Source organism: Burkholderia sp. AW33-5 (assembly GCF_053427615.1).
Map to the genome: position 1 here is coordinate 114,194 of NZ_JBSAXA010000003.1, position 20,177 is coordinate 134,370.

The following is a 20,177-nucleotide window of genomic DNA, read 5'->3' on the forward strand; positions in this document are numbered from 1 at the left end:
AGGAACGAACCTGATGAAGAAAATCAAATGCGCACTGATCGGGCCCGGCAACATCGGCACCGACCTGCTGTACAAGCTGCGCCGCTCGACGGTGCTCGAACCCGTGTGGATGGTCGGCGTCGATCCGGCATCCGACGGCCTCGCGCGCGCCCGCGAATTCGGCCTGAAGACCACCGACCAGGGCGTCGACGGGCTGCTGCCGCACGTCGCCGCCGACGACATCCGCATCGCATTCGACGCGACCTCCGCCTACGTGCATCGCGACAACTCCGATAAGCTCACCGCGCTCGGCGTGAAGATGATCGACCTGACGCCCGCCGCGATCGGGCCGTATTGCGTGCCGCCGGTGAACCTCGACGCGCACCTCGACAGCGCGCAGATGAACGTGAACATGGTGACCTGCGGCGGCCAGGCGACCATCCCGATGGTGTACGCGGTGTCGCGCGTGCAGCCGGTCGCGTACGGCGAGATCGTCGCAACGGTATCGTCGCGCTCGGTCGGCCCCGGCACGCGCAAGAACATCGACGAATTCACGCGCACGACGTCCGGCGCGATCGAACAGGTCGGCGGCGCCCGCAAGGGCAAGGCGATCATCGTGATCAATCCGGCCGAACCGCCGCTGATCATGCGCGACACGATCCACTGCCTGACCGACGGCCCGCCCGACGTCGATGCGATCACCGCGTCGGTGCACGCGATGGTCAAGGAAGTGCAGCGCTACGTGCCCGGCTACACGCTGAAGAACGGCCCGGTGTTCGACGGCAACCGCGTGTCGGTCTTCATGGAAGTCGAGGGGCTCGGCGACTACCTGCCGAAGTACGCGGGCAACCTCGACATCATGACCGCCGCCGCGGCCGCCACGGCCGAACGTTTCGCCGAACAGATGCTGGCCGCGACGGCCGCCACCGCTTGAGTCGAGGAGTCACACGATGTCACTTGCAGGCAAGAAGATCACCGTCCACGACATGTCGTTGCGCGACGGAATGCACCCGAAACGTCATCAGATCACGCTCGACCAGATGCGCAACATCGCGCGCGGGCTCGATGCGGCCGGCGTGCCGCTGATCGAGGTCACGCACGGCGACGGGCTCGGCGGCGCATCGGTCAACTACGGTTTTCCCGCGCATACCGACGAGGCGTACCTGAGCGCCGTGATCCCGGAGCTGAAGCAGGCGAAGGTGTCGGCGCTGCTGCTGCCGGGCATCGGGACCGTCGAACACTTGCGCATGGCGCACGAACTCGGCGTCGGCACGATCCGCGTGGCCACGCACTGCACCGAAGCGGACGTGTCGGAACAGCACATCGGCCTGGCGCGCACGCTCGGACTCGATACGGTCGGATTCCTGATGATGGCGCACATGTCGTCGCCCGAGCAGCTCGTCGTGCAGGCGAAGCTGATGGAGTCGTACGGCGCGAACTGCATCTACATCACCGATTCGGCCGGCCACATGCTGCCCGACGACGTGACCGCGCGGATCGGCCAGGTGCGCGCCGCGCTGAAGCCGGAGACGGAACTCGGCTTCCACGGGCATCACAACCTCGCGATGGGCGTCGCGAACTCGGTCGCGGCGGTCGCCGCCGGCGCGAACCGGATCGACGCGGCCGCAGCCGGCCTCGGCGCGGGCGCGGGCAATACGCCGATGGAAGTGTTCGTCGCCGTGTGCGACCGGATGGGGATCGAGACGGGCGTCGACGTGTTCGCGATTTCCGACGTGGCCGAGGATCTCGTCGTGCCGATCATGGACGCGCCGATCCGCCTCGACCGCGATGCGCTGACGCTCGGCTATGCGGGCGTCTACTCGTCGTTCCTGCTGTTCGCGAAGCGTGCGGAAGCGAAATACGGGATTCCGGCGCGCGACATCCTCGTCGAACTGGGTCGCCAGCGGCTCGTCGGCGGGCAGGAGGACATGATCGAGGATGCGGCGCTGACGATGGTTCGCGCGCGGGAGGTGGCGGCGCAACCGGCGTGATCGACGATATCGGGCCGCCATCGCCCGATACGTCGGCGAATCTGCGGAACGGAGCGCGATGCGCCCCGTTGCCGTCAGCCGTCAACCACAACCACGCACCGCATCAGCGGTGCTTTCCGCCATGCCTGCGTCGCCGATGCGCCGCGCGCGCCTGCAGCAGCGTCGGCATCAGCTCCTCGATGTACTGCCGCGCCTGTCCGCGCGTGACGATCTCGCTGAACCGCCGATGCGCGTGGTCGTGCCCGACCAGCGCCGCATGCGCCTTCTTCAGGATGTGCAGATACGCGATCAGGCTGGTGCCGTCACGCACGGGCAGCGCATCGCGCGGGTCCGTCGCCGAAGTCGTGTTCATGAGCCGATCCTCGTCGGGCAGTCGGTGCGGCAGGTCGTGGTCACAAGCGACAGCAGGTCGTTCGCGGCGCGATCGCGGTCGGTCAGCGGCGCGAGACCGAACAGGCGCCCGAGCGTCGCGACCACCGAGCTGTGATCGTACGGCGTGTGATCGACGTGCCCTGCCGCAACCCACGGCGACACGACGATCGCGGGCACCCGCACGCCATACACGTCGAAGCCGAAACCGCTCGCGTTCAGCGTCGCGGCCGCGCCGTCGTTCGGCGGCGGCGCCGCGCCCGGCCGGACCGAATCGTAGAAGCCGCCGTGCTCGTCGTAGACGATCACGAGCAGGCTGCGCTCCCACACCGGAGAATTGCGGATCGCGTCGTACACGCGCGCGGCGAGCTGGTCGCCGCCGGCAAGGCCGTCCATCGGATGTTGCGAGCTGCCGTTCTGGTAGGTGCCGTGCACGATGTCGCCGTAACCGGGCTCGATGAACGTGTAGCGCGCGGTATAGCCGGCCGCGAGATCGGCTTCGAAGTGGGCCAGATCGTCGACGTCGAAGAAGCTCACGCCCTTCAGCGAGGCCACCTGCGGCACGTGGCCGAGCGGATCGCCCGACTGGTCCTGGTAGATGCGCCAGTTGTCGTCGCCGAGTGCGGCGAAGATCGAGCCTTTCGGATAGGGGAAGCCGTCGAACGTATCCCATCCGGCCATTTCTTCGCGGGTCGGCGAATGGTCGAGGCCGGCGGACGACGCGCCGTGCAGGAAGAAGCGGTTCGGCCAGGTCGGCCCCGGCATCGACGCGTGCCAGCGGTCGCACAGCACGAACGCGTTCGCGAGCGCGTACAGCGACGGCGCCTGCGTGCGCACATCCACACCCTGCATGATCGCGCCAATGCTGCCCGGTTGCGGCGGCGTGCCTTCGGAATGCGACGTCGCGTAATTCGACACGAATCCCGAATTGTCGACGCTCGGATAAGGCCGCCCTTTGACGAACGGCACGCCCGCGCCGCACAACTGTTCGAGCACGTCGGTGAATTCGTGGCACGGATCGGTCGGCATCCGGTCCGGCGCGCCGCCGCCGAACGGATGGACGGTGCCGCCGTATGCGTTGCTGTCGCCCGGCGTCGCGGCCGTGATGCCGGCGATGCCCGAGAGCGCGAACAGATGGTCGAACGAGCGGTTCTCGAGCATCAGCACGAACACGTGCCGGATGCGGTCCTGAACCGACTGAACTGCGGGAACGGAAGGAACTGCGGGGGTTGCGTCTGCACTCATGGCGCCTCCTGGCGTCGCGCGACGAATATCCGGCTGGCACGATCGCGGCGGCACGGAAAGAAACCGAAAGGAAAGGCGCTGCAACGTGCGCGGGCCGCGAATTGCCGACGAGTGTACGGCTACGCCGGCCCGCGCGTAAAGCCGGTTACGGCGCGCGGCAAGACGCGTGCATTCAGCCGGCGATCAACGTGGAAGAGAAAAGTGATGCGCGGCGAATCGGCGAGTGCGGGGAAAACGAGACGAATCGGGCGATTCGACCGGAGAGAATGCGGCCTCGGCCGCCGCGGCACTGCCCCGCCGCCGGCGACCGTCGAACGGCGCGAACCGCGCCGTCCATCCGGTGTGCCCGGCCGCATGAACGGGCCGGACGGATTTCGATCGGTGCGGCGTTGCGCTGCCCGATCGCTACTGCTTCAGCGACGCGGTTGCCCGGTTCGCGGCGGACGCGGCGAATTCGCGTCCTTGTGGCGGAAGTTGATGCGGCCCTTCGTCAGGTCGTACACCGACAGTTCCAGCGTCACACGGTCGCCCGCGAGAATGCGGATGTGGTTCTTGCGCATGCGGCCCGACGCATACGCGCCGACCACGACGCCGTTTTCCAGCGTGACACGGTATTTGCTGTCCGGCAGCACTTCGTCGACGATTCCGTCCAGTTCCAGCAGTTCTTCTTTTGCCAAACCAATTCCTCCAGACAAGGTGATGACCGCGGCCGCGGCGAACTCACCGGCGCCGTGCCCCGCAACGGGACGGCGGCCGGCGGGATGCCGGGGATCAATTCGTTCAGACGGGCGACGCGCCCGTCTTGCAATCGGAGCCCGGCGCAATGCGGCGGTCGGTGGCGGCGATGCGATCGGCACCGCGCAAAGTCGGGACCGCGCCGCGTGCGGCATGGCGACGGTCTACTCGGGTTCAAGCATGGGCCGCTGGCGATGCGGCGAGCGCGTCGCGAGGGCGTTGGATCGCACGTCGTACGGACCTGCGATGGATGAGGGAAGCACACGACCGATGCATCGTGAATTCCGCGATGCATCGGTCGTGTGCGTCGAAACGCGCAGGACGCCGGCTCGGGCCGGCCTCCGCGCGAAATCCGACCGGCAGCGGCCGCCATTCGACGGCCGGTGCCGAAGCGGCTTACTGCGGCGTGATGTTCGACGCTTGCAAACCCTTCGGGCCACGCTTCACTTCGTAGCTGACCTTCTGGCCTTCGGCCAGGGTCTTGAAGCCCGTGCCGCGAATTTCCGAGAAATGGGCGAACAGATCGTCGCCGCCGTTGTCCGGGGAAATGAAACCAAAGCCCTTGGTTTCGTTGAACCACTTGACGGTACCGGTATCCACAAATACTTCCTTAATACGAATAATTGAACATGCGCCCCGTGACGGGCACAGAAAGAATCAAAAGAGGGAGAGACCAACGACTGCCGCACGCCGTGCGGCCAATGATGAGCAATCGAACTTCTTGAAGACTTCGGTCTCGGACACTACGCGGTACAGGCCGATCCGTCAAGCTCTTTCGATGCGTTGCAGGCGCGCGGCGGCGCGCGCGCCTTGCCTGGCGGGCGTCGGCGGCGATCGGGACATGAAACGATGCGCCCCCTATTTTCGCCGCGCTTCGCCGCTCCTGCCCGTCACCGCGGCTCGAACACGTGATGCAGCGGCGGCGGCGCCGCACCGTCGCGGATCTTCATCTCGAACGTCTTGCGCGCGACGCTCGACGGCCGCACGTCGGCCGCGTCCAGATAGAACTGCGAATACCAGTCGCGCATCTGGTACAGCGGCCCGTCGCCTTCGCACAGCAGCGGGTTGTCGATGCGCGTCTTGCTGTGCCAGATGTCGACGTCCTCGTAGAACGCGCGCTGCGCTTCCTTCACATATGCGTTCGCGATCTCCATGTTCTGCGCGTCGCTCAGGCCGGCCACCTTCTTCACGATCACGCCGTAGCGCAGCTCGAAGCTGTTCATGTCGATCGGCACGTGGCAGTTCAGCAGCACCGAATGGATCGGCTGCCCGCCGCTCTGCCCCGTCATCTGCGTGATGTGCACGGCCGGCCCGAAATACGTCGACAACGCGGTCAGGCTGTCGCCGCCGAGCTTCTCGCTGCGGCCGACCATCAGCTGCGTCGCCTTGTGATCCTCGAACAGGTTCGCGAAATAGTCGATCGGCGCGTGGTGCACGGTCGCGAAGTGCGCGACGTCCGAGATGTTGTCGACCAGCTCGCGGCAGTTCGCCTGAATCACCATCTTGTCGACGACCCAGTCCGACCATTCGCCGGAGAAACACACGTCGAGGCGCGGAATCGCGACTTCCGGCGGCGGCGCATTGCCTTCCGGGTCGTTCCACACGAACAGCAGGTTGTTTTCCTCGCAGGTCGGCCACGCGCCGATGCGCGCCTTCGGCGGAATCCGCTTGCAGTACGGGATCGACGCGCACTGCCCGTCGCCGTTCCACGCCCAGCCGTGGAACGGGCAGACGAGATTGTCGCCTTCGACCGTGCCGAGGCTCAGGTCGGCGCCCATGTGCGGGCAATACGCGTCGACGACGTTGATCTTGCCGGTCGAATCGGCGAACGCGGCGAGCTTGCGGCCGAAGACGTTCAGCGTGTGCGGCTTGCCGTCCTTGTAGTCGCGGGCGAGCCCGAGGCAGTGCCAGCCGCGCGCATAGCGCTGCGCGAGCGGCTGGGCTTCGATCTTGTAAGGGCGTGCGGACATGTGGGTTGACTCCTCTTTGGGGGACGCGCGGCGGCCCGCCGCGCACCGGGGTAACGGGGTTGCGTCGCTCAGCGCACCGGATTGCCGGGTTCGAGCGTGCGCGTCGGCTTGAGCGCGGGGGCCGGCGCGGCCTGCGGCGATGCCGGCTGCGGCTCGCGCGACACGCGGCGCTCCGCCCGCTCGACGCCGAGCCATGCGGCCAGCGCGGGCAGCAGGAACACCGCGCCGAACAGGTTCACGAGGAACATGAACGCGAGCAGCACGCCCATATCGACCTGGAACTTCAGCGCGGAGAACGCCCAGGTGCCGACGCCGATGAACATCGTGACGGCCGTGAACAGCGCCGCGGTGCCGCGCTGGCGCATCGCGTCGGCGAATGCGTCCGGCAGCGTCGCGCCGTGGCGGATGTCGTGCTGCAGGCGTTCGTACAGGTAGATCCCGTAGTCGACGCCGACCCCGACGCCGAGCGTGATCACCGGCAGCGTCGCGACCTTCAGCCCGATGCCGAGCCGCGCCATCACCGCGTTGCACAGGATCGACACCAGCGTGAGCGGCACGATGATGCACAGCACCGCGCGCCACGAGCGGAACGTGACCGCGCAGAGCAGCGCGATCGCGCCGAAGATCGACAGCAGCATCGCGATCTCCGCGTCGCCCACCGCCTCGTTGGTCGCGGCCATCACGCCGACGTTGCCGCCCGCAAGCCGGAACGCGACGTTCGGCGTCGGGTTCTCGGCCGCGAAGCGCTTGATCTCGTCGACGATGTGCGCGATGGTCGTGCCTTCGTGGTTCTGCGTGTAGATCAGCACCTGGATCGCCTTGCAGTTCGCGGTGTTCATCCCGTTGTCGGGATCGAACGCATTGGAGCCCTGCGTGAGCCCGTCGCTGGAGCGCGGCAGCGCGGCCCAGCGCGGGTTGCCTTCGTTGAACGCGGCGATGAACACCTTGCCCTGCGACGACACGCTCGTCACCGACTGCACGCCGGCCACGCCGCGCATGTTCATCTCGAACTTCTCGATCGCGCTCATCACCGGGTAATGCAGGCACGCATCGTCGAAACCGGTCGTCTCGACGATCACCGACAGCACGTCGACACCGATGTTGTACTGGTGCGTGATGGCCGCGTTGTCGATGTTGTAGCGCGAGTTCGCGCGCAGTTCCGGCGCGCCGGTGCCGATGTCGCCGATCTCCAGCTTGCGCGACTCGAGCGTGCCGTATGCGAGCAGCGCGAGCGCCACCGCGAACACGCCGAGCGCCGGCGCCGGCCGCGCGAACACCGCGAAGCGCGACCACTTCCCGCTGCCGCCGGCCGCCGCCGAGCGCTGGGCACGCGCGAGCGTGCCGCGCTCGAGGCGCGTGTACGACAGCAGGATCGGCAGAAACACCTTGTTGGTGACGATCATCAGCAGCACGCCGAGGCACGCGGTGATGCCGAGTTCGCGCACGATGTCGATCTTGATCCGCATGATCACCATGAAGCCGAGCGCGTTGGTCAGCAGCGCGACCGTGCCCGGCACGAACAGCTTGCGGAACGCGTCGCGCGCGGCCTCGACCGACGACGCGCCGCGCACCAGCGCCTGCTTCCACGCGTTGGTCATCTGCACCGCGTGCGACACGCCGATCGAGAAGATCAGGAACGGCACGAGGATCGACATCGGGTCGATGCCGAGCCCGAGCAGCGGCAGCGCGCCGAGCAGCCAGACGACCGGCAGCAGCGCGACGACGAGCGCGAGCACGGTGGTCTTCAGCGAGCGCGTATAGGCGAACAGCAGCGCGGCCGTCACGAGGAACGCCAGCGCGAAGAACGCCATCACGCCGGCGATTCCGGCCTCGACGTCGCCGACCAGCTTCGCGAAGCCGATGATGTTGACGTCGATGCCCTGCCTTGCGTAGCGCGCGCGGATTTCCTCGAGCTGGCGCGCGACCGCGCTGTAGTCGAGCCGCTTGCCGGTGGCGGGATCGGTCTCGCGCAGTTCCGCGCGGATCAGCGCCGACTTCAGGTCGTTGCCGACCAGCCGGCCGATCTGCCCGGAGCGCGCGACGTTGCGGCGCACCTTCGCGAGATCGTCCGGGTTCGCGCTCGAGAACTGGCCGGGCACGACCACGTCGCCGCGAAAGCCGGCCTCGGTCACTTCGGTGTAGTGGACGTTCGGCGTGAACAGCGAGAACACGCGCGAGCGGTTCACGCCGGGGATGAAGAACACGTCGTCGGTCGCGTGGCGCAGCGCGTCCATGAACGTCTGGTTGTAGATGTCGCCGTCGCCCTTCCAGCGCAGGCTGACGAGGATCGTGTTCGCGCCGGGGAACGCGCCGGCGTAGCGCTCGAACACCTGCATGTACGGGTGCTGCATCGGGATCATCTTGTTGAAGCCCGGATCGAGCTTCAGGCGCGTCGCGGACAGGCCGAGCGCGAGCGTCGCCGCGATGCACAGCAGCATCAGCAGCCGGCGCTGCCGGATGATCGTGTCGGCGCAGCGCTCGACGAACGCGGCGAGGCGCGATGCGGGAACGGCTTCGGTGGGGCGTGACAGGTCGTTCATGGATTTCTCGGGTCGGAACGGACGGGACGGACGATGCGGGCGGTACGGGTCGGCGCAGCGACGCGAACGGATGCGGGCGGCGGCAAGCGCCGCCGCCGCGCATCAGGACGGCGACGCGGCGAGCGGCGCGACGCCGGCCTCGCCGCCGAGCAGCAGCGCGCCCCGGCCCATGTCGAGCACGGCCGCGAGGCTCTGCACGCCGCCGAGCTTGCGCACGTCGAAGGTCAGGCCGCCGTCGCGCGACGCGACGATCGCGCCGCCCTGGCCGACCAGCACGAGTTCGCCGTCGGCAAGCTGGGTCGCGCCGAAGTACGACACCGGCACGTGGCTGTCGACGTGCGTCCAGGTCATGCCGCGATCGCTGCTGCGCAGCACGTTGCCGCGCATGCCGTACGCGATCCAGTCGCCGTTCGCGAGCATCAGCGCGCCGAACAGCGAGCCTGCGTACGGCGACGGGCGCTTGTCCCAGGTCACGCCGTTATCGGTCGAGCGCAGCAGCGTGCCGCTCTCGCCTGCGATCAGCAAATTGCCGTGGCCGTCGCCGACGATCGCGTTCAGGTGGCGGTCGCCCGCCGGTGTCTTCAGCGGCTGCCACGTGAGCCCGGCGTCGTCCGAGCGCAGCAGCTGGCCGAAACTGCCGGCCGCGAACAGCGGGCCGTTCGCGCTGCCCCAGACGGACAGCAGCGGATCGGAATGCGCGTTGTCGCTGTGGACCGCGCGCCAGTGCACGCCCGCATCGTCGCTGCGCACGATCCGGCCGTCGTGGCCGACCGCGATGCCGAGCGTCGGCGTGACGAAGCTCACCTGCGTGAGCGTCGAGCCCTGGTCGGGCGTGACCGATGCCGGCCGCCAGCGGCGGCCCGCATCGTCGCTGAGCAGAATCACGCCGCGCTCGCCGACCGCGACGATGCGCGTGCCGGCCCGGGCGAGCCCGTTGATCTGCAGGCGGTCCGCATGGATCGCGGTGACCGGGAACGCCGGCAGCGGGCGCGGCGAGAACGCGAACAGCGCGGCGCCGAGCACGAGCGCCGACATCGCGAGTCCTGGCAAGGTACGTTTCATCGGTTGTCTCCTGTCCTGGCAAGCGGCCCGGGCCCGCGCCGACGCGCTCGCCCTGCCGCTGCAAGTCTCCGGGCCGTCGGTCGTTGCCGCGGCCTCGCATGGTTCCGAATGGATGGCGGCCGAACCGGGTTGTCGGTCCACCGCCGGTGCGGCTGCGTCGAACGCCGTTACATGCCGTTACGCGCCGACTTCGAACAGCGCGGCGGCACCCATCCCGCCGCCGATGCACATCGTCACGACCGCATGCCGTACGCCGCGGCGCGCGCCTTCGAGCAGCGCATGCATCGTCATCCGCGTGCCCGACATCCCGAACGGGTGGCCCAGCGCGATCGCGCCGCCGTCGACGTTCAGCCGCTCGTCGGGAATGCCGAGCGTGTCGCGGCAATACAGCGCCTGGCACGCGAACGCCTCGTTCAGTTCCCACAGCCCGATGTCGCGCACGGTCATCCCGAAGCGCGCCAGCAGCTTCGGAATCGCGAACACCGGGCCGATGCCCATCTCGTCCGGCTCGCAGCCGGCCACGGCCAGCCCGCGGAACGTGCCGAGCGGCGCGAGCCCTCGACGCGCGGCCTCGGCGCGCGACATCACGACCACCGCCGCCGCGCCGTCCGACAGCTGCGATGCGTTGCCGGCCGTCACGAACTCGCCCTGCTCGACGACCTTGCCGCCGCTCCACGACGGCTTGAGCCCCGCGAGCCGCTCGGCCGTCGTATCGGCGCGCACGCCTTCGTCGCGCGCCGCGCGCACGGCCTCGTGACCGGTCGGGTTGCCTTCCTTGTCGAACAGCGCGCGCGTCACGTCGAGCGGCGCGATTTCCGCGTCGAAGCGGCCGGCCGCCTGTGCGTCGGCCGTGCGCTGGTGGCTCTGCAACGCGAATTCGTCCTGCGCCGCCCGCGAGATCCCGTAGCGGCGCGACACGATCTCGGCGGTTTCCATCATCGCCATGTACGCGGCCGGCTGGTGGTCGAGCACGGCCTGCGAACGCGCGCGGTAGCCGTTCTTGTGCTTGTTCTGCGTGAGCGAGATCGATTCGACGCCGCCCGCGACGACGATCCGCGCGTCGCCCGCGCCGATGCTGCGCGCGGCGCTCGCGATCGACATCAGGCCCGACGAACACATGCGGTCGATCGACATGCCGGGCACCGACGCCGGCAGCCCCGCCGCCGCGGCCGACAGGCGACCGATGTTGTAGCCCTGCGTGCCCTGCTGCGCGGCGCAGCCGATCAGCACGTCGTCGACGTCGGCCGGCGCGACGCCCGCGCGTTCGAGCGCGGTACGCACGACGTGGCCGCCCAGCGCGGGCGCCTCGGTGTCGTTGAACATGCCGCGAAACGCCTTGCCGATCGGCGTGCGTGCGACGGAAACGATGACTGCGTCTTCCATGAGCTGGCTCTCTGAATCTAGAAGTAGTAACGGCTGATCGTGTCGGCCACGCAGCCGGGTTTCGCGTCGCCTTCGATCTCGACGGTCACGCGAATCCATGCCTGCACGCCGCCGTCGAGCGGCTCGACGCGCAGCAGCTCGCCGACGCCGCGCACGCGTGCGCCGACCTTCACCGGCGCCGGGAAGCGGATCCTGTCGCAGCCGTAGTTGACGCCGAGCCGCGCGCCGTCGATGCGCACGATCTGCGGCAGGAAATGGTTGACGAGCGACAGCGTCAGGTAGCCGTGCGCGATGCACGCGCCGAACGGGCCGTCCTTCGCGCGCACCGGGTCGACGTGCACCCACTGGTGGTCGCCCGTCGCGTCGGCGAAGCCGTCGATGCGGATCTGGTCGATCGCGAGCCACGCGCTCGCCCCGAGCGTGTCGCCGACGGCCGCCGCGAGTTCATCGGGATGCGCGAACACGCGGGGCGTCGCGCGCACGGGGTCGAGGGTCGTCTCCATCATGCGTGCTGGCTGCTGACCGACAGCACTTCGCCCGTCATGTACGACGCGTAATCGCTTGCAAGGAACACCATCACGTTCGCGACCTCCCAGACTTCGGCGGCGCGCCCGAAGGCTTCGCGCGACGCCAGTTGATTCAGCAAGTCGGCCGGGGCCGACTTCTTCAGAAAATCGTGCATCGCGATGCTCGGCGCGACCGCGTTGATGCGCACGCCGTAAGGCGACGCCTCGAGCGCCGCGCAGCGCGTGAGCGCCATCACGCCCGCCTTCGCCGCCGCGTAGTGCGCCTGTTCCGCCTGCGCACGCCAGCCGAGCACCGATGCGTTGTTGACGATCGCGCCGCGGCCGCGGGCCTGCATGTGCGGCAGCATCGCGCGCGTCATCCGGAACGTCCCGGTGAGGCTAATGTCGATCACCCGCGACCATTCGGCATCGTCCATTTCGACGATGCGTTTGGCGCCGCCGAGCCCGGCGTTGTTGATCAGCACGTCGACGCCGTCGAGCCTGTCCTGCGCATCGGCCACGAGCGCCTGCACGTCGTCCTCGACCGCGACGTTGCACAGGCGGCCGTAGATCTGCTGCAGCCCCGTTTCGGCGCGCAGCGTCTCCACGGCCTGTTCGAGGCGCTTCTCGTGGATGTCGGAGATGAACAGCGCGCGGCAGCCTTCCTCCGCGCAGCGGCGCGCGGCCGCGAAGCCGATGCCGGCGCCGGCGGCGGCCGTGATCAGCACCGATTTGCCGGCGAGCAGCTGGTGGCCCGGCACGTAGGCCGGCGCTTTCTGGATCTGGGGTTCGGTCATGCTGTGCCTCGTGGTTCCCTGGGCATGCCGAGCCCGCGCTCGGCCATGATGTTGAGCTGGATTTCGTTGGTGCCGGCGTAGATCGTGTCCGCACGGGAGAACAGGAATACGCGCTGCAGATGGGTGAGCTTCTCGTCGGCCGGATCGATCACGTTCGCGCGGGGCCCGAGCGCGTCCATCGCGAGCTGGCCGAGGTCGCGGTGCCAGTTCGACCAGAAATACTTGTAGATCAGCGCCTCGCGGCGCAGCGGCGCGGTGGCGCCGTTCGCGTCGTCCGCGCCCGACAGCATCCGCAGCGCGTTGTAGCGCATCACGCGCAGCCCGGCCCACGCGCGGCCGATCCGCTGGCGCAGCACCGGGTCGCGATCGGCGCCCGTCTCGCGCGCGGCGTCGATCACCCATTCGAGCTCGCGGACGAACTGCATCTGCTGGCCGAGCGTCGACATCCCGCGCTCGAAGCCGAGCAGCGTCATCGCGATGCGCCAGCCGTCGCCCGACGCGCCGACCAGGTCGCGTGCTGCCGCGCGCGCGCCGTCGAAGAACACTTCGTTGAATTCGGCGCCGCCGTTGAGCTGCCTGATCGGGCGGATTTCGATGCCCGGCTGGTCGAGCGGCAGCAACAGGAACGACAGCCCCTTGTTGCCCTTCGATGCCGGATCGGTACGCGCGAGCACGAAGATCCAGTCGGAATCGTGCGCGAGCGACGTCCACACCTTCTGGCCGAACACGCGCCAGGTGCCGTCGGCGTCCTGCTCGGCACGCGTGCGCACGTTCGCGAGATCGGAGCCCGCGCCCGGCTCCGAGTAGCCCTGGCACCAGAACTGCGTGCCGGCGAGAATCCCGGGCAGGAAGCGCGCGCGCTGGTCGTCGGTGCCGCACGCGACGAGCGTCGGCCCGAGCAGCCCCTCGCCGATATGGCCCATCCGGCCCGGGCCGCCGGCACGCGCATATTCCTCGTGGAAGATCACCTGCTCGGCGACCGTGAAGCCGCGGCCGCCCGCGTCGGTCGGCCAGCCGAGGCCGGTCCAGCCGCCGTGCGCCAGTTCCCGTTCCCACGCCTTGCGCAGTTCCGGAAACGCTTCCTCGTCGCCGGGGCCGCCGCGGTATTTCAGGCACGCGAATTCGCCGGTCAGGTGCGACTGCACCCAGTCGGCGACTTCGTGCCGCAATTGCTGTTCGCGCGTTTCGCTGTTCATTGGCGTGCTCCGGTGCGCGCGGCGGACGGACGCGTGGCGATCGACGCCTGTGGCGACGCCAATGCCGCCTCGCGCCGCGACGTGTCGCCGTCGATCGCATGGCGTGCGATCCATTCGAGCAGTTGCGGCGTGCTGCCGAACTGCGTGCCCGACGCCTGTGCGCGCTTGAAGTAGAGATGCGGGTCGTATTCCCACGTGAAACCGACACCGCCGTGCAGCTGGATCGCTTCCTGCGCGCAGAACGCATATGCGTCGTTCGCGGCGGCTTTCGCGGCCGCAACGTCGGCGCGCAACGCCGCGCCCGGCGCCACCCCGCCCGCTTCCGCATCCCATGCGTGCGCCGCGCCGAGCACCGCCGAGCGTGCGGATTCGATCAGCACCATCATCTGCGCGCAGCGATGCTTGACGGCCTGGAACGACGCGATCGCACGGCCGAACTGCACGCGCTGGCCCGTGTAGTCGAGCGTCAGGTCGAGGCAGTGCTGTGCGCCGCCGAGCTGTTCGGCGGCCAGCGCCAGCGCCGCGAACCATGCGGCACGCTCGAGCACCTGCGCGGCGACGGTGCCGCCGGCGAACAGCGCGTCGCGGTTCACGCGGATGTCGTCGAGGACGATGCGCGCGATCGGCCGCGTCGCGTCGAGCGTGTCGAGCGGCGCGATGCTCAGGCCGGGCGCCGTCGCGACGTCGATCGCGAACAGGCCGATCGACTGCCCCTCGTTCGCGATCCGCGCGGGGATGAGCAGCAGATCGGCGCGCGCGCCGTCGATCACCTGTTCGATCGTGCCGGACAACGCATAGCCGCCCGCTGCTTCTTCCGCGACGACCGGCAACTGCCATGAACCTGCGGGCAGCTCGAACGGCAAGGCCAGCGTCGCGCTGCACGCACCTTCGGCGATCTTCGCGAGCCAGCCCGTCGCGAGCGGCACGTCGGAGCAGCTCGCCAGCGCGGTCGCGGCCAGGCACGCGGTCGAGAAATACGGCACGCACGCGACGCGCCGGCCGAGCTGCTCCATCAACAACGTCTGCTCGACCGCGCCGAGCCCCATCCCGCCTGCCGCCTCCGGCAGCGACAGCGCGTTCCAGCCGAGCTCGCCCGCGAGCGCGGCCCACAGCGTGTCGTCGCGGCCGGCCGATTGCTCGAGCGCGCGTCGCACGTCGGCGGACGCGCTGCGTTCGGCGAGCACGTCGGCCGCCGCGTCGCGGATCATCGCCTGTTCGTCGGTGAGCGCCAGATCCATGCGTCAGCTCCCGTATACGCGCTGCGCGGGACGCGCGTCGGCGATCAGCCGCGCGACCGCCGGGCCGACCTCGGCCGGCGCCCAGCGCGCGCCGCGGTCGACGCTCGGGCCGGTGCGCCAGCCTTCGGCGACCGCGATCATCCCGCCCGCGACCTCGAACACCTGGCCCGTCACGTCGGCCGACAGCGCACTGCCCAGCCACACGACCAGCGGCGCGACGTTGGCCGGATCGAAATAGTCGAAGCCGCCGTCCTCGGGCTTCTTCATCATGTCGGCGAATACGCCTTCGGTCATCGACGTGCGCGCGGCCGGCGCGAGCGCGTTCACGCGCACGCCGTAGCGCTGCAGCTCGGCCGCCTGCATCAGCGTGAGCGCCGCGATGCCGGCCTTCGCCGCGCCATAGTTCGACTGACCGATCGACCCTTGCAGCCCGGCGCCGGAACTCGTGTTGACGATCCGCGCGTCGACCGCGTGGCCGGCCTTCGCGGCGTCGCGCCACACGCGCGCCAGCACGCTCGACAGGCAGAAGTGGCCGCGCAGATGCACGCGCATCACGTCGTCCCAATCGGTTTCCGTCATGCTGGTGAACATCTTGTCGCGGCAAATGCCCGCGTTGTTGACCAGCACGTGCACGTCGCCGAACGCTTCGCGCGCGGCATCGACGATCCGCTGCGCGGTGTCGATCCGCGTGATGTCGTCGGCATTCGCGAGCGCGCGGCCGCCGCGTCGTGCGATCTCGTCGCACACGGCCTGCGCGGCCTCGTGACGGATGTCGTTGACGACGACCGCCGCGCCTTCGGCCGCGAACGCGAGCGCGTATTCGCGCCCGAGGCCGCCGCCCGCGCCGGTGATGATGGCGGTGCGTCCGTTACAGATTCCCATGCTTGTGCCTCCTGGATCGAGAGATCGTGAAAGTGCCGCGCTCACAGGCGCTCGATGATCGTGACATTCGCGAGGCCGCCGCCTTCGCACATCGTCTGCAATCCGTAACGACCGCCGGTGCGTTCCAGTTCGTGCAGCAGCGTCGTCATCAGCCGTGCGCCGGTCGCGCCGAGCGGGTGGCCGAGCGCGATGCCGCCGCCGTTCGGGTTGGTCTTCTCGTGCGGGAAGCGCGTGTCCGCGAGCCACGCCTGCGCGACCGACGCGAACGCCTCGTTCATCTCGACGACGTCGATCCGCGACCAGTCGAGCCCGCTCTTCTTCAACGCGGCCCGGGTCGCCGGGATCGGCGCGGTGAGCATCCAAAGCGGATCGTCGCCGAGCACGCTCAGGTGGTGAATGCGTGCGCGCGGCGTGAGCCCGTAGCGCTTCAGCGCATCCTCCGACACGATCAGCAACGCGGCGGCCGCATCGCAGGTCTGGCTCGCGACGGCGGCCGTCAGCGAGCCGCCCGGCATCAGCGGTTCGAGCGTCGCCATCTTTTCGAGCGACGTGTCGGGGCGCGGCGTCTCGTCATGCAGCACGCCTTCGAGCGGCACGATTTCCCGCTTGAAATGGCCTGCCTCGATCGCCGCGACCGCGCGGCGGTGGCTTTCCAGCGCGTAGCGCTCCATCGCATCGCGCGACAGGTTCCAGTGATCGGCGATCCGCTGCGCGGCAACGAACTGCGACACCGGCGCGTCGCCGAAGCGCGCGCGCCAGCCGGCGCTGCCCGAGAACGGATCGTTGAAGCCGAGCGGCGCTGCGCTCGTCATCGCGGACGAGATCGGGATCTGCGTCATCGTCTGCACGCCGCCCGCGACCACCACGTCCTGCACGCCGCTCATCACGGCCTGCGCGGCGAAGTGCACGGCCTGCTGCGACGAGCCGCACTGGCGATCGACCGTCACGCCCGGCACCTGCAGCGGCAGCCCGGCCGCGAGCCAGCAGGTGCGCGCGATGTTGCCGGCGAGCGGGCCGATCGTATCGACGCAGCCGAATACCACGTCGTCGTATTCGTCGGCCGGGATCGCGTTGCGCTCGACGAGCGTCTTGAGCACGAAGCCGCCGAGGTCCGCCGCATGCACGTGCGCGAGCCCGCCCTTGCGGCGGCCGGTCGGCGTGCGCAGCGCGTCGACGATATAGGCTTGTTTCATCGGTGGGTTTCCTCGAAGTCGAAGGTCTGCGCGGGGCCGATCGGCAATGCGTCGCCGAGGATCGCGTCGGCCACGCGGGCCTTGTGGAATGCGTTGTCGCCCCAGCTGCCGGAGAGCGCCCAGATCCGCTTCATGAAGATCTGCAGGTCGAGCTCCCACGTGTAGCCGATCGCGCCGTGCACCTGCATCGTGTGACGCGCGGCCAGTTGCGCGGCGGCGGTCGCCGCGAGCTTCGCGTGCGACACCAGCACCGCGCGCTGCGGGTGATCGTCGGCGATCGCCCGGGCCGCGCGCGCCACCACCGGCCGCGCGAACTCGTAGCGAATCGCGACGTCGGCGAGCAGATGCTTGAGCGCCTGGTATGAGCCGATCGCCTTGCCGAACTGCTTGCGCTGCGCGCTGTAGTCGATCGCGACGTCGAGCACGCGCTGCGTGAGCCCGAGCAGTTGCGCCGCGACCGCGAACGCGCCGTGGTCGAGCGCGCGATCGAGCAGCGGCGCGGCTTCGTCGGCGCGCGCGATGCGCGTGGCCGCCGACGGCTCCCAGTCGAGCGTGAACAGGCGCCGCGACGGGTCGACGCTGTCGACCGCGCGCCACGCGCACTGCGCGGGATTCACGCGGTGCAGCTCGCCGCGGTGCTCGCACAGCAGCGCTTGCGCGACGTGCACGTCGGCCGCATACGGGTTCACCGGATGCACGAGCGCGACGCGCGCGTGCCCTTCGGCGATGTCGCGCAGCAGCGCGTCGCGCCAGTCGGCGGCGGGCAGCCGCGCGAGCACGCCGGCCGACACGAGCGCGGTGTCGAGCAACGGCTCGGGGCTGCCGAAGTAGCCGTAGGTCTGCGCGAGCAGCGCCCATTCCACTTCGGTCAGGCCGAGACCGCCGTGCGCCTCGGGCACCGACACGGCGGTCAGCCCCTGCGACGCGAACAGCGACCACAGCGCGTCGGAGCGGCCCGTCGGCGTGGCCCACAGCTCGCGGATCAGCTCCGGGGTCATCTCGGTCATCAGCAGGCGCTTCACGCTGTCCGCGAGCGCCTCCTGGTCTTCATCGAATACGAAATCCATACGATGTCCGTTCAGTGAGGTTGGCGCCGGCGCGCTTACGCGCGCGGCATGCCGAGCATCCGTTCGGCGACGATGTTGCGCTGGATCTCGTTGGTGCCCGCGTAGATCGGACCGGCCTGCGCGAACAGGAAGCCGTCGAGCCAGTGGCCGAGCGTCGCGTGCTGCGCGGCCGTCTGCGGGACGACCTCGCCGTGCGCGCCGAGAATGTCGAGCGCGGTCTGGTGCATCCGCAGGTCGAGCTCCGACCAGAACACCTTGTTGGTGCTCGACTCCGCGCCGATATGGCCGCCCTTCAGCAGCCGGCTCGCGGTCGCGTAGGTCGACAGCGCGTACGCCTGCGCATCCATCCATGCGGCGACCACGCGTTCGCGCAGCGTCGGGTCGCGATCCGCGCTGTCGCGGTGCGCCAGATACAGGTCGCGCAGCGCCTGCGCGGTGCGCTGGAAACGGGCGGGCGAACGCAGCATCAACCCGCGCTCGAAGCCGGCCGTCGCCATCGCGACCTGCCAGCCCGCGCCTTCGGCCGCGAGGCGGTTCTCGACCGGCACGCGCACGTCGTCGAAGAAGATTTCCGCGAAGCCCGTCTGCCCGTTCAGCTGGCGGATCGGTCGCACGGTGATGCCCGGCGTCGACAGCGGCACCATCAGGAACGTGAGCCCGTGGTGACGCGACGATTCGGGATCGCTGCGGAACAGCCCGAACAGCCAGTCGGCCCACACCGCGCGGGTCGACCAGATCTTCTGGCCGTTGAGCACGTATTCGTCGCCGATGCGGATCGCCGTCGTGCGGATCGCGGCCATGTCCGAGCCCGCGTTCGGCTCCGACCAGCCCTGCGCCCACACGTGCTCGCCTGCGGCCATCGCCGGCAGGAAGCGCGCCTTCTGCTCCGCCGTGCCGAAATCCATCAGCGTCGGGCCGAGCAGGAAGATGCCGTTCTGGTTCACGCGCATCGGCGCGTCGGCGCGCCAGTACTCTTCCTCGAAGATCAGCCACTCGATCAGGTCGCAACCGCGCCCGCCCAGCTCGCGCGGCCACGTGACCATGCTCCAGCGGCCCGAATGCAGCGTGCGCTCCCATTCGCGGTGCGCGATGAAGCCTTCCTCGGTGTCGAAACTCGGCAGCCGCTCGCGCGGCACGTGCGCGGCGAGCCATTCGCGGATTTCCGCGCGGAACGCCTGCTGTTGCGGCGTATAGGTCAGGTTCATGCGCGTGCCTCCTCGACGCTGGTCCGTGCGTCGAAATGCGCGTCGCGCTTCTCGACGAACGCGGCACGCGCCTCCGTCGAGTCGTTGGTCATGTACGCCTGCAGCGTGAAGCCCTGCTCCCAGCGGTACTTGTCCTCGAGATCGCCGTCCTCGACGCCGTTCAGCGCCTCCTTCGCGAGCCGCACCATCGCCGGGCTCTTTTCCGCGATCTTGCGGGCGATCGCGAGCGCCGCGTCGCGCAGCGCATCGCGCGCGACGACCTGCTCGACCGCACCGAGCCGGTATGCCTCGGCCGCGTCGATCATCTCGCCCGTGAAGTACATCGCGCGGACCTTCTGCACACCGAACAGTCGTTGCAGATGCGCGCCGCCGCCCATCGCGCCACGGTCGATCTCCGGCACGCCGAAGCGCGCGCAGTCGGCCGCGACGACGATATCCGCCGCGCCGCAGATGCCGATCCCGCCGCCGAGCACGAAGCCGTGCACGGCCGCGATCACCGGCTTCGGGTTGCGGTGCACCGCGCGGAACGTCTCGTAGTTGCCCGCGTTGACCGACACGATCCGTTCCGGATGCGCGGCCAGCTCCTTGATGTCGACGCCCGCGCAGAAGCCGCGGCCTTCGCCGCGCACGACGATCACGCGCACGTCGTCGTCCTCGCCGAGCGCATCGAGCGCCCGCGCGAGCGCGTGCCAGCCCTGCGCATCGAGTGCGTTCACGGGCGGATGGGCGATCACCAGTTCGGCGATGCCGTCGGCGCGCTCGATCCGGAACGGCATCGCGCCGCCCGGTTGTTTGGATGTAGTCATCTCCACTGCCTCC

Annotated in this window: 19 protein-coding genes; 2 read left to right on the top strand and 17 right to left on the bottom strand. The window is 69.3% G+C overall.

What is annotated here, in order from left to right; translation table 11 throughout:
* Positions 1–13: 13 nt before the first annotated feature.
* Both ACV22V_RS07240 and dmpG read left to right on the top strand, forming a co-directional pair.
* A complete protein-coding gene (locus ACV22V_RS07240; protein WP_124613932.1) occupies positions 14–913 on the top strand; it encodes an acetaldehyde dehydrogenase (acetylating) in 900 nt (299 codons plus the stop codon).
* Positions 914–929: 16 nt separating this feature from the next.
* Complete coding sequence (dmpG, locus tag ACV22V_RS07245; RefSeq protein WP_059691330.1) at positions 930–1,970, top strand: 4-hydroxy-2-oxovalerate aldolase; 1,041 nt, start codon at positions 930–932, stop codon at positions 1,968–1,970.
* 103 nt (positions 1,971–2,073) lie between these two features.
* Here the strand turns inward: dmpG and ACV22V_RS07250 are convergent, their stop codons facing one another.
* The 17 genes from ACV22V_RS07250 to ACV22V_RS07330 all read right to left on the bottom strand — a co-directional run bounded on the left by ACV22V_RS07250 (position 2,074) and on the right by ACV22V_RS07330 (position 20,164).
* The gene (locus ACV22V_RS07250; RefSeq protein ID WP_059691331.1) at positions 2,074–2,322 is read right to left on the bottom strand and encodes a hypothetical protein; all 249 of its coding nucleotides are present in this window, start codon (positions 2,320–2,322) and stop codon (positions 2,074–2,076) included.
* Positions 2,319–3,584, bottom strand: a complete 1,266-nt coding sequence (locus tag ACV22V_RS07255) for an alkaline phosphatase family protein (protein WP_448013382.1) — start codon at positions 3,582–3,584, stop codon at positions 2,319–2,321. Before ACV22V_RS07255 ends, ACV22V_RS07250 begins: the two co-directional genes overlap by 4 nt.
* Positions 3,585–3,997: 413 nt before the next feature.
* Positions 3,998–4,261, bottom strand: coding sequence for a translation initiation factor IF-1 (gene infA, locus ACV22V_RS07260; RefSeq protein WP_011355053.1), 264 nt, complete (start codon positions 4,259–4,261; stop codon positions 3,998–4,000).
* 454 nt (positions 4,262–4,715) lie between these two features.
* Entirely contained in the window at positions 4,716–4,919 is a 204-nt protein-coding gene (locus ACV22V_RS07265) for a cold-shock protein (protein WP_006751843.1), read from the bottom strand.
* 290 nt (positions 4,920–5,209) lie between these two features.
* Positions 5,210–6,289: a Rieske 2Fe-2S domain-containing protein gene (locus tag ACV22V_RS07270; RefSeq protein WP_059697658.1), complete on the bottom strand. Its 1,080-nt coding sequence runs from the start codon at positions 6,287–6,289 to the stop codon at positions 5,210–5,212.
* Between the two features lie 68 nt (positions 6,290–6,357).
* Complete coding sequence (locus ACV22V_RS07275) at positions 6,358–8,829, bottom strand: efflux RND transporter permease subunit (RefSeq protein WP_448013383.1); 2,472 nt, start codon at positions 8,827–8,829, stop codon at positions 6,358–6,360.
* A gap of 102 nt (positions 8,830–8,931) precedes the next feature.
* Positions 8,932–9,891: a WD40/YVTN/BNR-like repeat-containing protein gene (locus ACV22V_RS07280; protein WP_448013384.1), complete on the bottom strand. Its 960-nt coding sequence runs from the start codon at positions 9,889–9,891 to the stop codon at positions 8,932–8,934.
* Between the two features lie 177 nt (positions 9,892–10,068).
* A complete protein-coding gene (locus ACV22V_RS07285) occupies positions 10,069–11,274 on the bottom strand; it encodes an acetyl-CoA C-acyltransferase (protein ID WP_448013385.1) in 1,206 nt (401 codons plus the stop codon).
* 17 nt (positions 11,275–11,291) lie between these two features.
* On the bottom strand, positions 11,292–11,777 hold the full coding sequence (locus ACV22V_RS07290; protein WP_448013672.1) for a MaoC family dehydratase: 486 nt from the start codon (positions 11,775–11,777) through the stop codon (positions 11,292–11,294).
* Positions 11,777–12,577, bottom strand: coding sequence for an SDR family oxidoreductase (locus tag ACV22V_RS07295; RefSeq protein WP_059819174.1), 801 nt, complete (start codon positions 12,575–12,577; stop codon positions 11,777–11,779). The genes ACV22V_RS07290 and ACV22V_RS07295 overlap by 1 nt, the downstream gene beginning before the upstream one ends.
* Positions 12,574–13,773, bottom strand: a complete 1,200-nt coding sequence (locus ACV22V_RS07300) for an acyl-CoA dehydrogenase family protein (RefSeq protein ID WP_448013386.1) — start codon at positions 13,771–13,773, stop codon at positions 12,574–12,576. Before ACV22V_RS07300 ends, ACV22V_RS07295 begins: the two co-directional genes overlap by 4 nt.
* Complete coding sequence (locus ACV22V_RS07305) at positions 13,770–15,011, bottom strand: acyl-CoA dehydrogenase family protein (RefSeq protein ID WP_448013387.1); 1,242 nt, start codon at positions 15,009–15,011, stop codon at positions 13,770–13,772. Before ACV22V_RS07305 ends, ACV22V_RS07300 begins: the two co-directional genes overlap by 4 nt.
* Before the next feature lie 3 nt (positions 15,012–15,014).
* Positions 15,015–15,893 (bottom strand): SDR family oxidoreductase, encoded by an 879-nt coding sequence (locus tag ACV22V_RS07310; protein WP_059537721.1) that lies wholly within the window; start codon positions 15,891–15,893, stop codon positions 15,015–15,017.
* A 41-nt stretch (positions 15,894–15,934) separates the two neighbouring features.
* On the bottom strand, positions 15,935–17,086 hold the full coding sequence (locus ACV22V_RS07315) for an acetyl-CoA C-acetyltransferase (protein WP_175915462.1): 1,152 nt from the start codon (positions 17,084–17,086) through the stop codon (positions 15,935–15,937).
* Positions 17,083–18,153 carry an acyl-CoA dehydrogenase family protein gene (locus tag ACV22V_RS07320; RefSeq protein ID WP_448013388.1) on the bottom strand — a complete coding sequence of 357 codons (1,071 nt, stop codon included), beginning with the start codon at positions 18,151–18,153 and terminating at the stop codon, positions 17,083–17,085. The genes ACV22V_RS07315 and ACV22V_RS07320 overlap by 4 nt, the downstream gene beginning before the upstream one ends.
* A 35-nt stretch (positions 18,154–18,188) precedes the next feature.
* A complete protein-coding gene (locus tag ACV22V_RS07325; protein ID WP_059691343.1) occupies positions 18,189–19,358 on the bottom strand; it encodes an acyl-CoA dehydrogenase family protein in 1,170 nt (389 codons plus the stop codon).
* Positions 19,355–20,164, bottom strand: coding sequence for an enoyl-CoA hydratase family protein (locus tag ACV22V_RS07330; protein ID WP_059537705.1), 810 nt, complete (start codon positions 20,162–20,164; stop codon positions 19,355–19,357). The genes ACV22V_RS07325 and ACV22V_RS07330 overlap by 4 nt, the downstream gene beginning before the upstream one ends.
* Positions 20,165–20,177: the final 13 nt, after the last annotated feature.

Bases quoted from the DNA above. Each gene is read 5' to 3' on its own strand.
- ACV22V_RS07305 (WP_448013387.1), bottom strand. From the start codon at position 15,011: ATGGATCTGGCGCTCACCGACGAACAGGCGATGATCCGCGACGCGGCG.
- ACV22V_RS07270 (WP_059697658.1), bottom strand. From the start codon at position 6,289: ATGTCCGCACGCCCTTACAAGATCGAAGCCCAGCCGCTCGCGCAGCGC.
- ACV22V_RS07300 (WP_448013386.1), bottom strand. From the start codon at position 13,773: ATGAACAGCGAAACGCGCGAACAGCAATTGCGGCACGAAGTCGCCGAC.
- ACV22V_RS07290 (WP_448013672.1), bottom strand. From the start codon at position 11,777: ATGGAGACGACCCTCGACCCCGTGCGCGCGACGCCCCGCGTGTTCGCG.
- ACV22V_RS07285 (WP_448013385.1), bottom strand. From the start codon at position 11,274: ATGGAAGACGCAGTCATCGTTTCCGTCGCACGCACGCCGATCGGCAAG.
- dmpG (WP_059691330.1), top strand. From the start codon at position 930: ATGTCACTTGCAGGCAAGAAGATCACCGTCCACGACATGTCGTTGCGC.
- ACV22V_RS07275 (WP_448013383.1), bottom strand. From the start codon at position 8,829: ATGAACGACCTGTCACGCCCCACCGAAGCCGTTCCCGCATCGCGCCTC.
- ACV22V_RS07320 (WP_448013388.1), bottom strand. From the start codon at position 18,153: ATGGATTTCGTATTCGATGAAGACCAGGAGGCGCTCGCGGACAGCGTG.
- ACV22V_RS07295 (WP_059819174.1), bottom strand. From the start codon at position 12,577: ATGACCGAACCCCAGATCCAGAAAGCGCCGGCCTACGTGCCGGGCCAC.
- ACV22V_RS07240 (WP_124613932.1), top strand. From the start codon at position 14: ATGAAGAAAATCAAATGCGCACTGATCGGGCCCGGCAACATCGGCACC.
- ACV22V_RS07310 (WP_059537721.1), bottom strand. From the start codon at position 15,893: ATGGGAATCTGTAACGGACGCACCGCCATCATCACCGGCGCGGGCGGC.
- ACV22V_RS07325 (WP_059691343.1), bottom strand. From the start codon at position 19,358: ATGAACCTGACCTATACGCCGCAACAGCAGGCGTTCCGCGCGGAAATC.
- ACV22V_RS07315 (WP_175915462.1), bottom strand. From the start codon at position 17,086: ATGAAACAAGCCTATATCGTCGACGCGCTGCGCACGCCGACCGGCCGC.
- ACV22V_RS07250 (WP_059691331.1), bottom strand. From the start codon at position 2,322: ATGAACACGACTTCGGCGACGGACCCGCGCGATGCGCTGCCCGTGCGT.
- ACV22V_RS07330 (WP_059537705.1), bottom strand. From the start codon at position 20,164: ATGACTACATCCAAACAACCGGGCGGCGCGATGCCGTTCCGGATCGAG.
- ACV22V_RS07255 (WP_448013382.1), bottom strand. From the start codon at position 3,584: ATGAGTGCAGACGCAACCCCCGCAGTTCCTTCCGTTCCCGCAGTTCAG.
- ACV22V_RS07280 (WP_448013384.1), bottom strand. From the start codon at position 9,891: ATGAAACGTACCTTGCCAGGACTCGCGATGTCGGCGCTCGTGCTCGGC.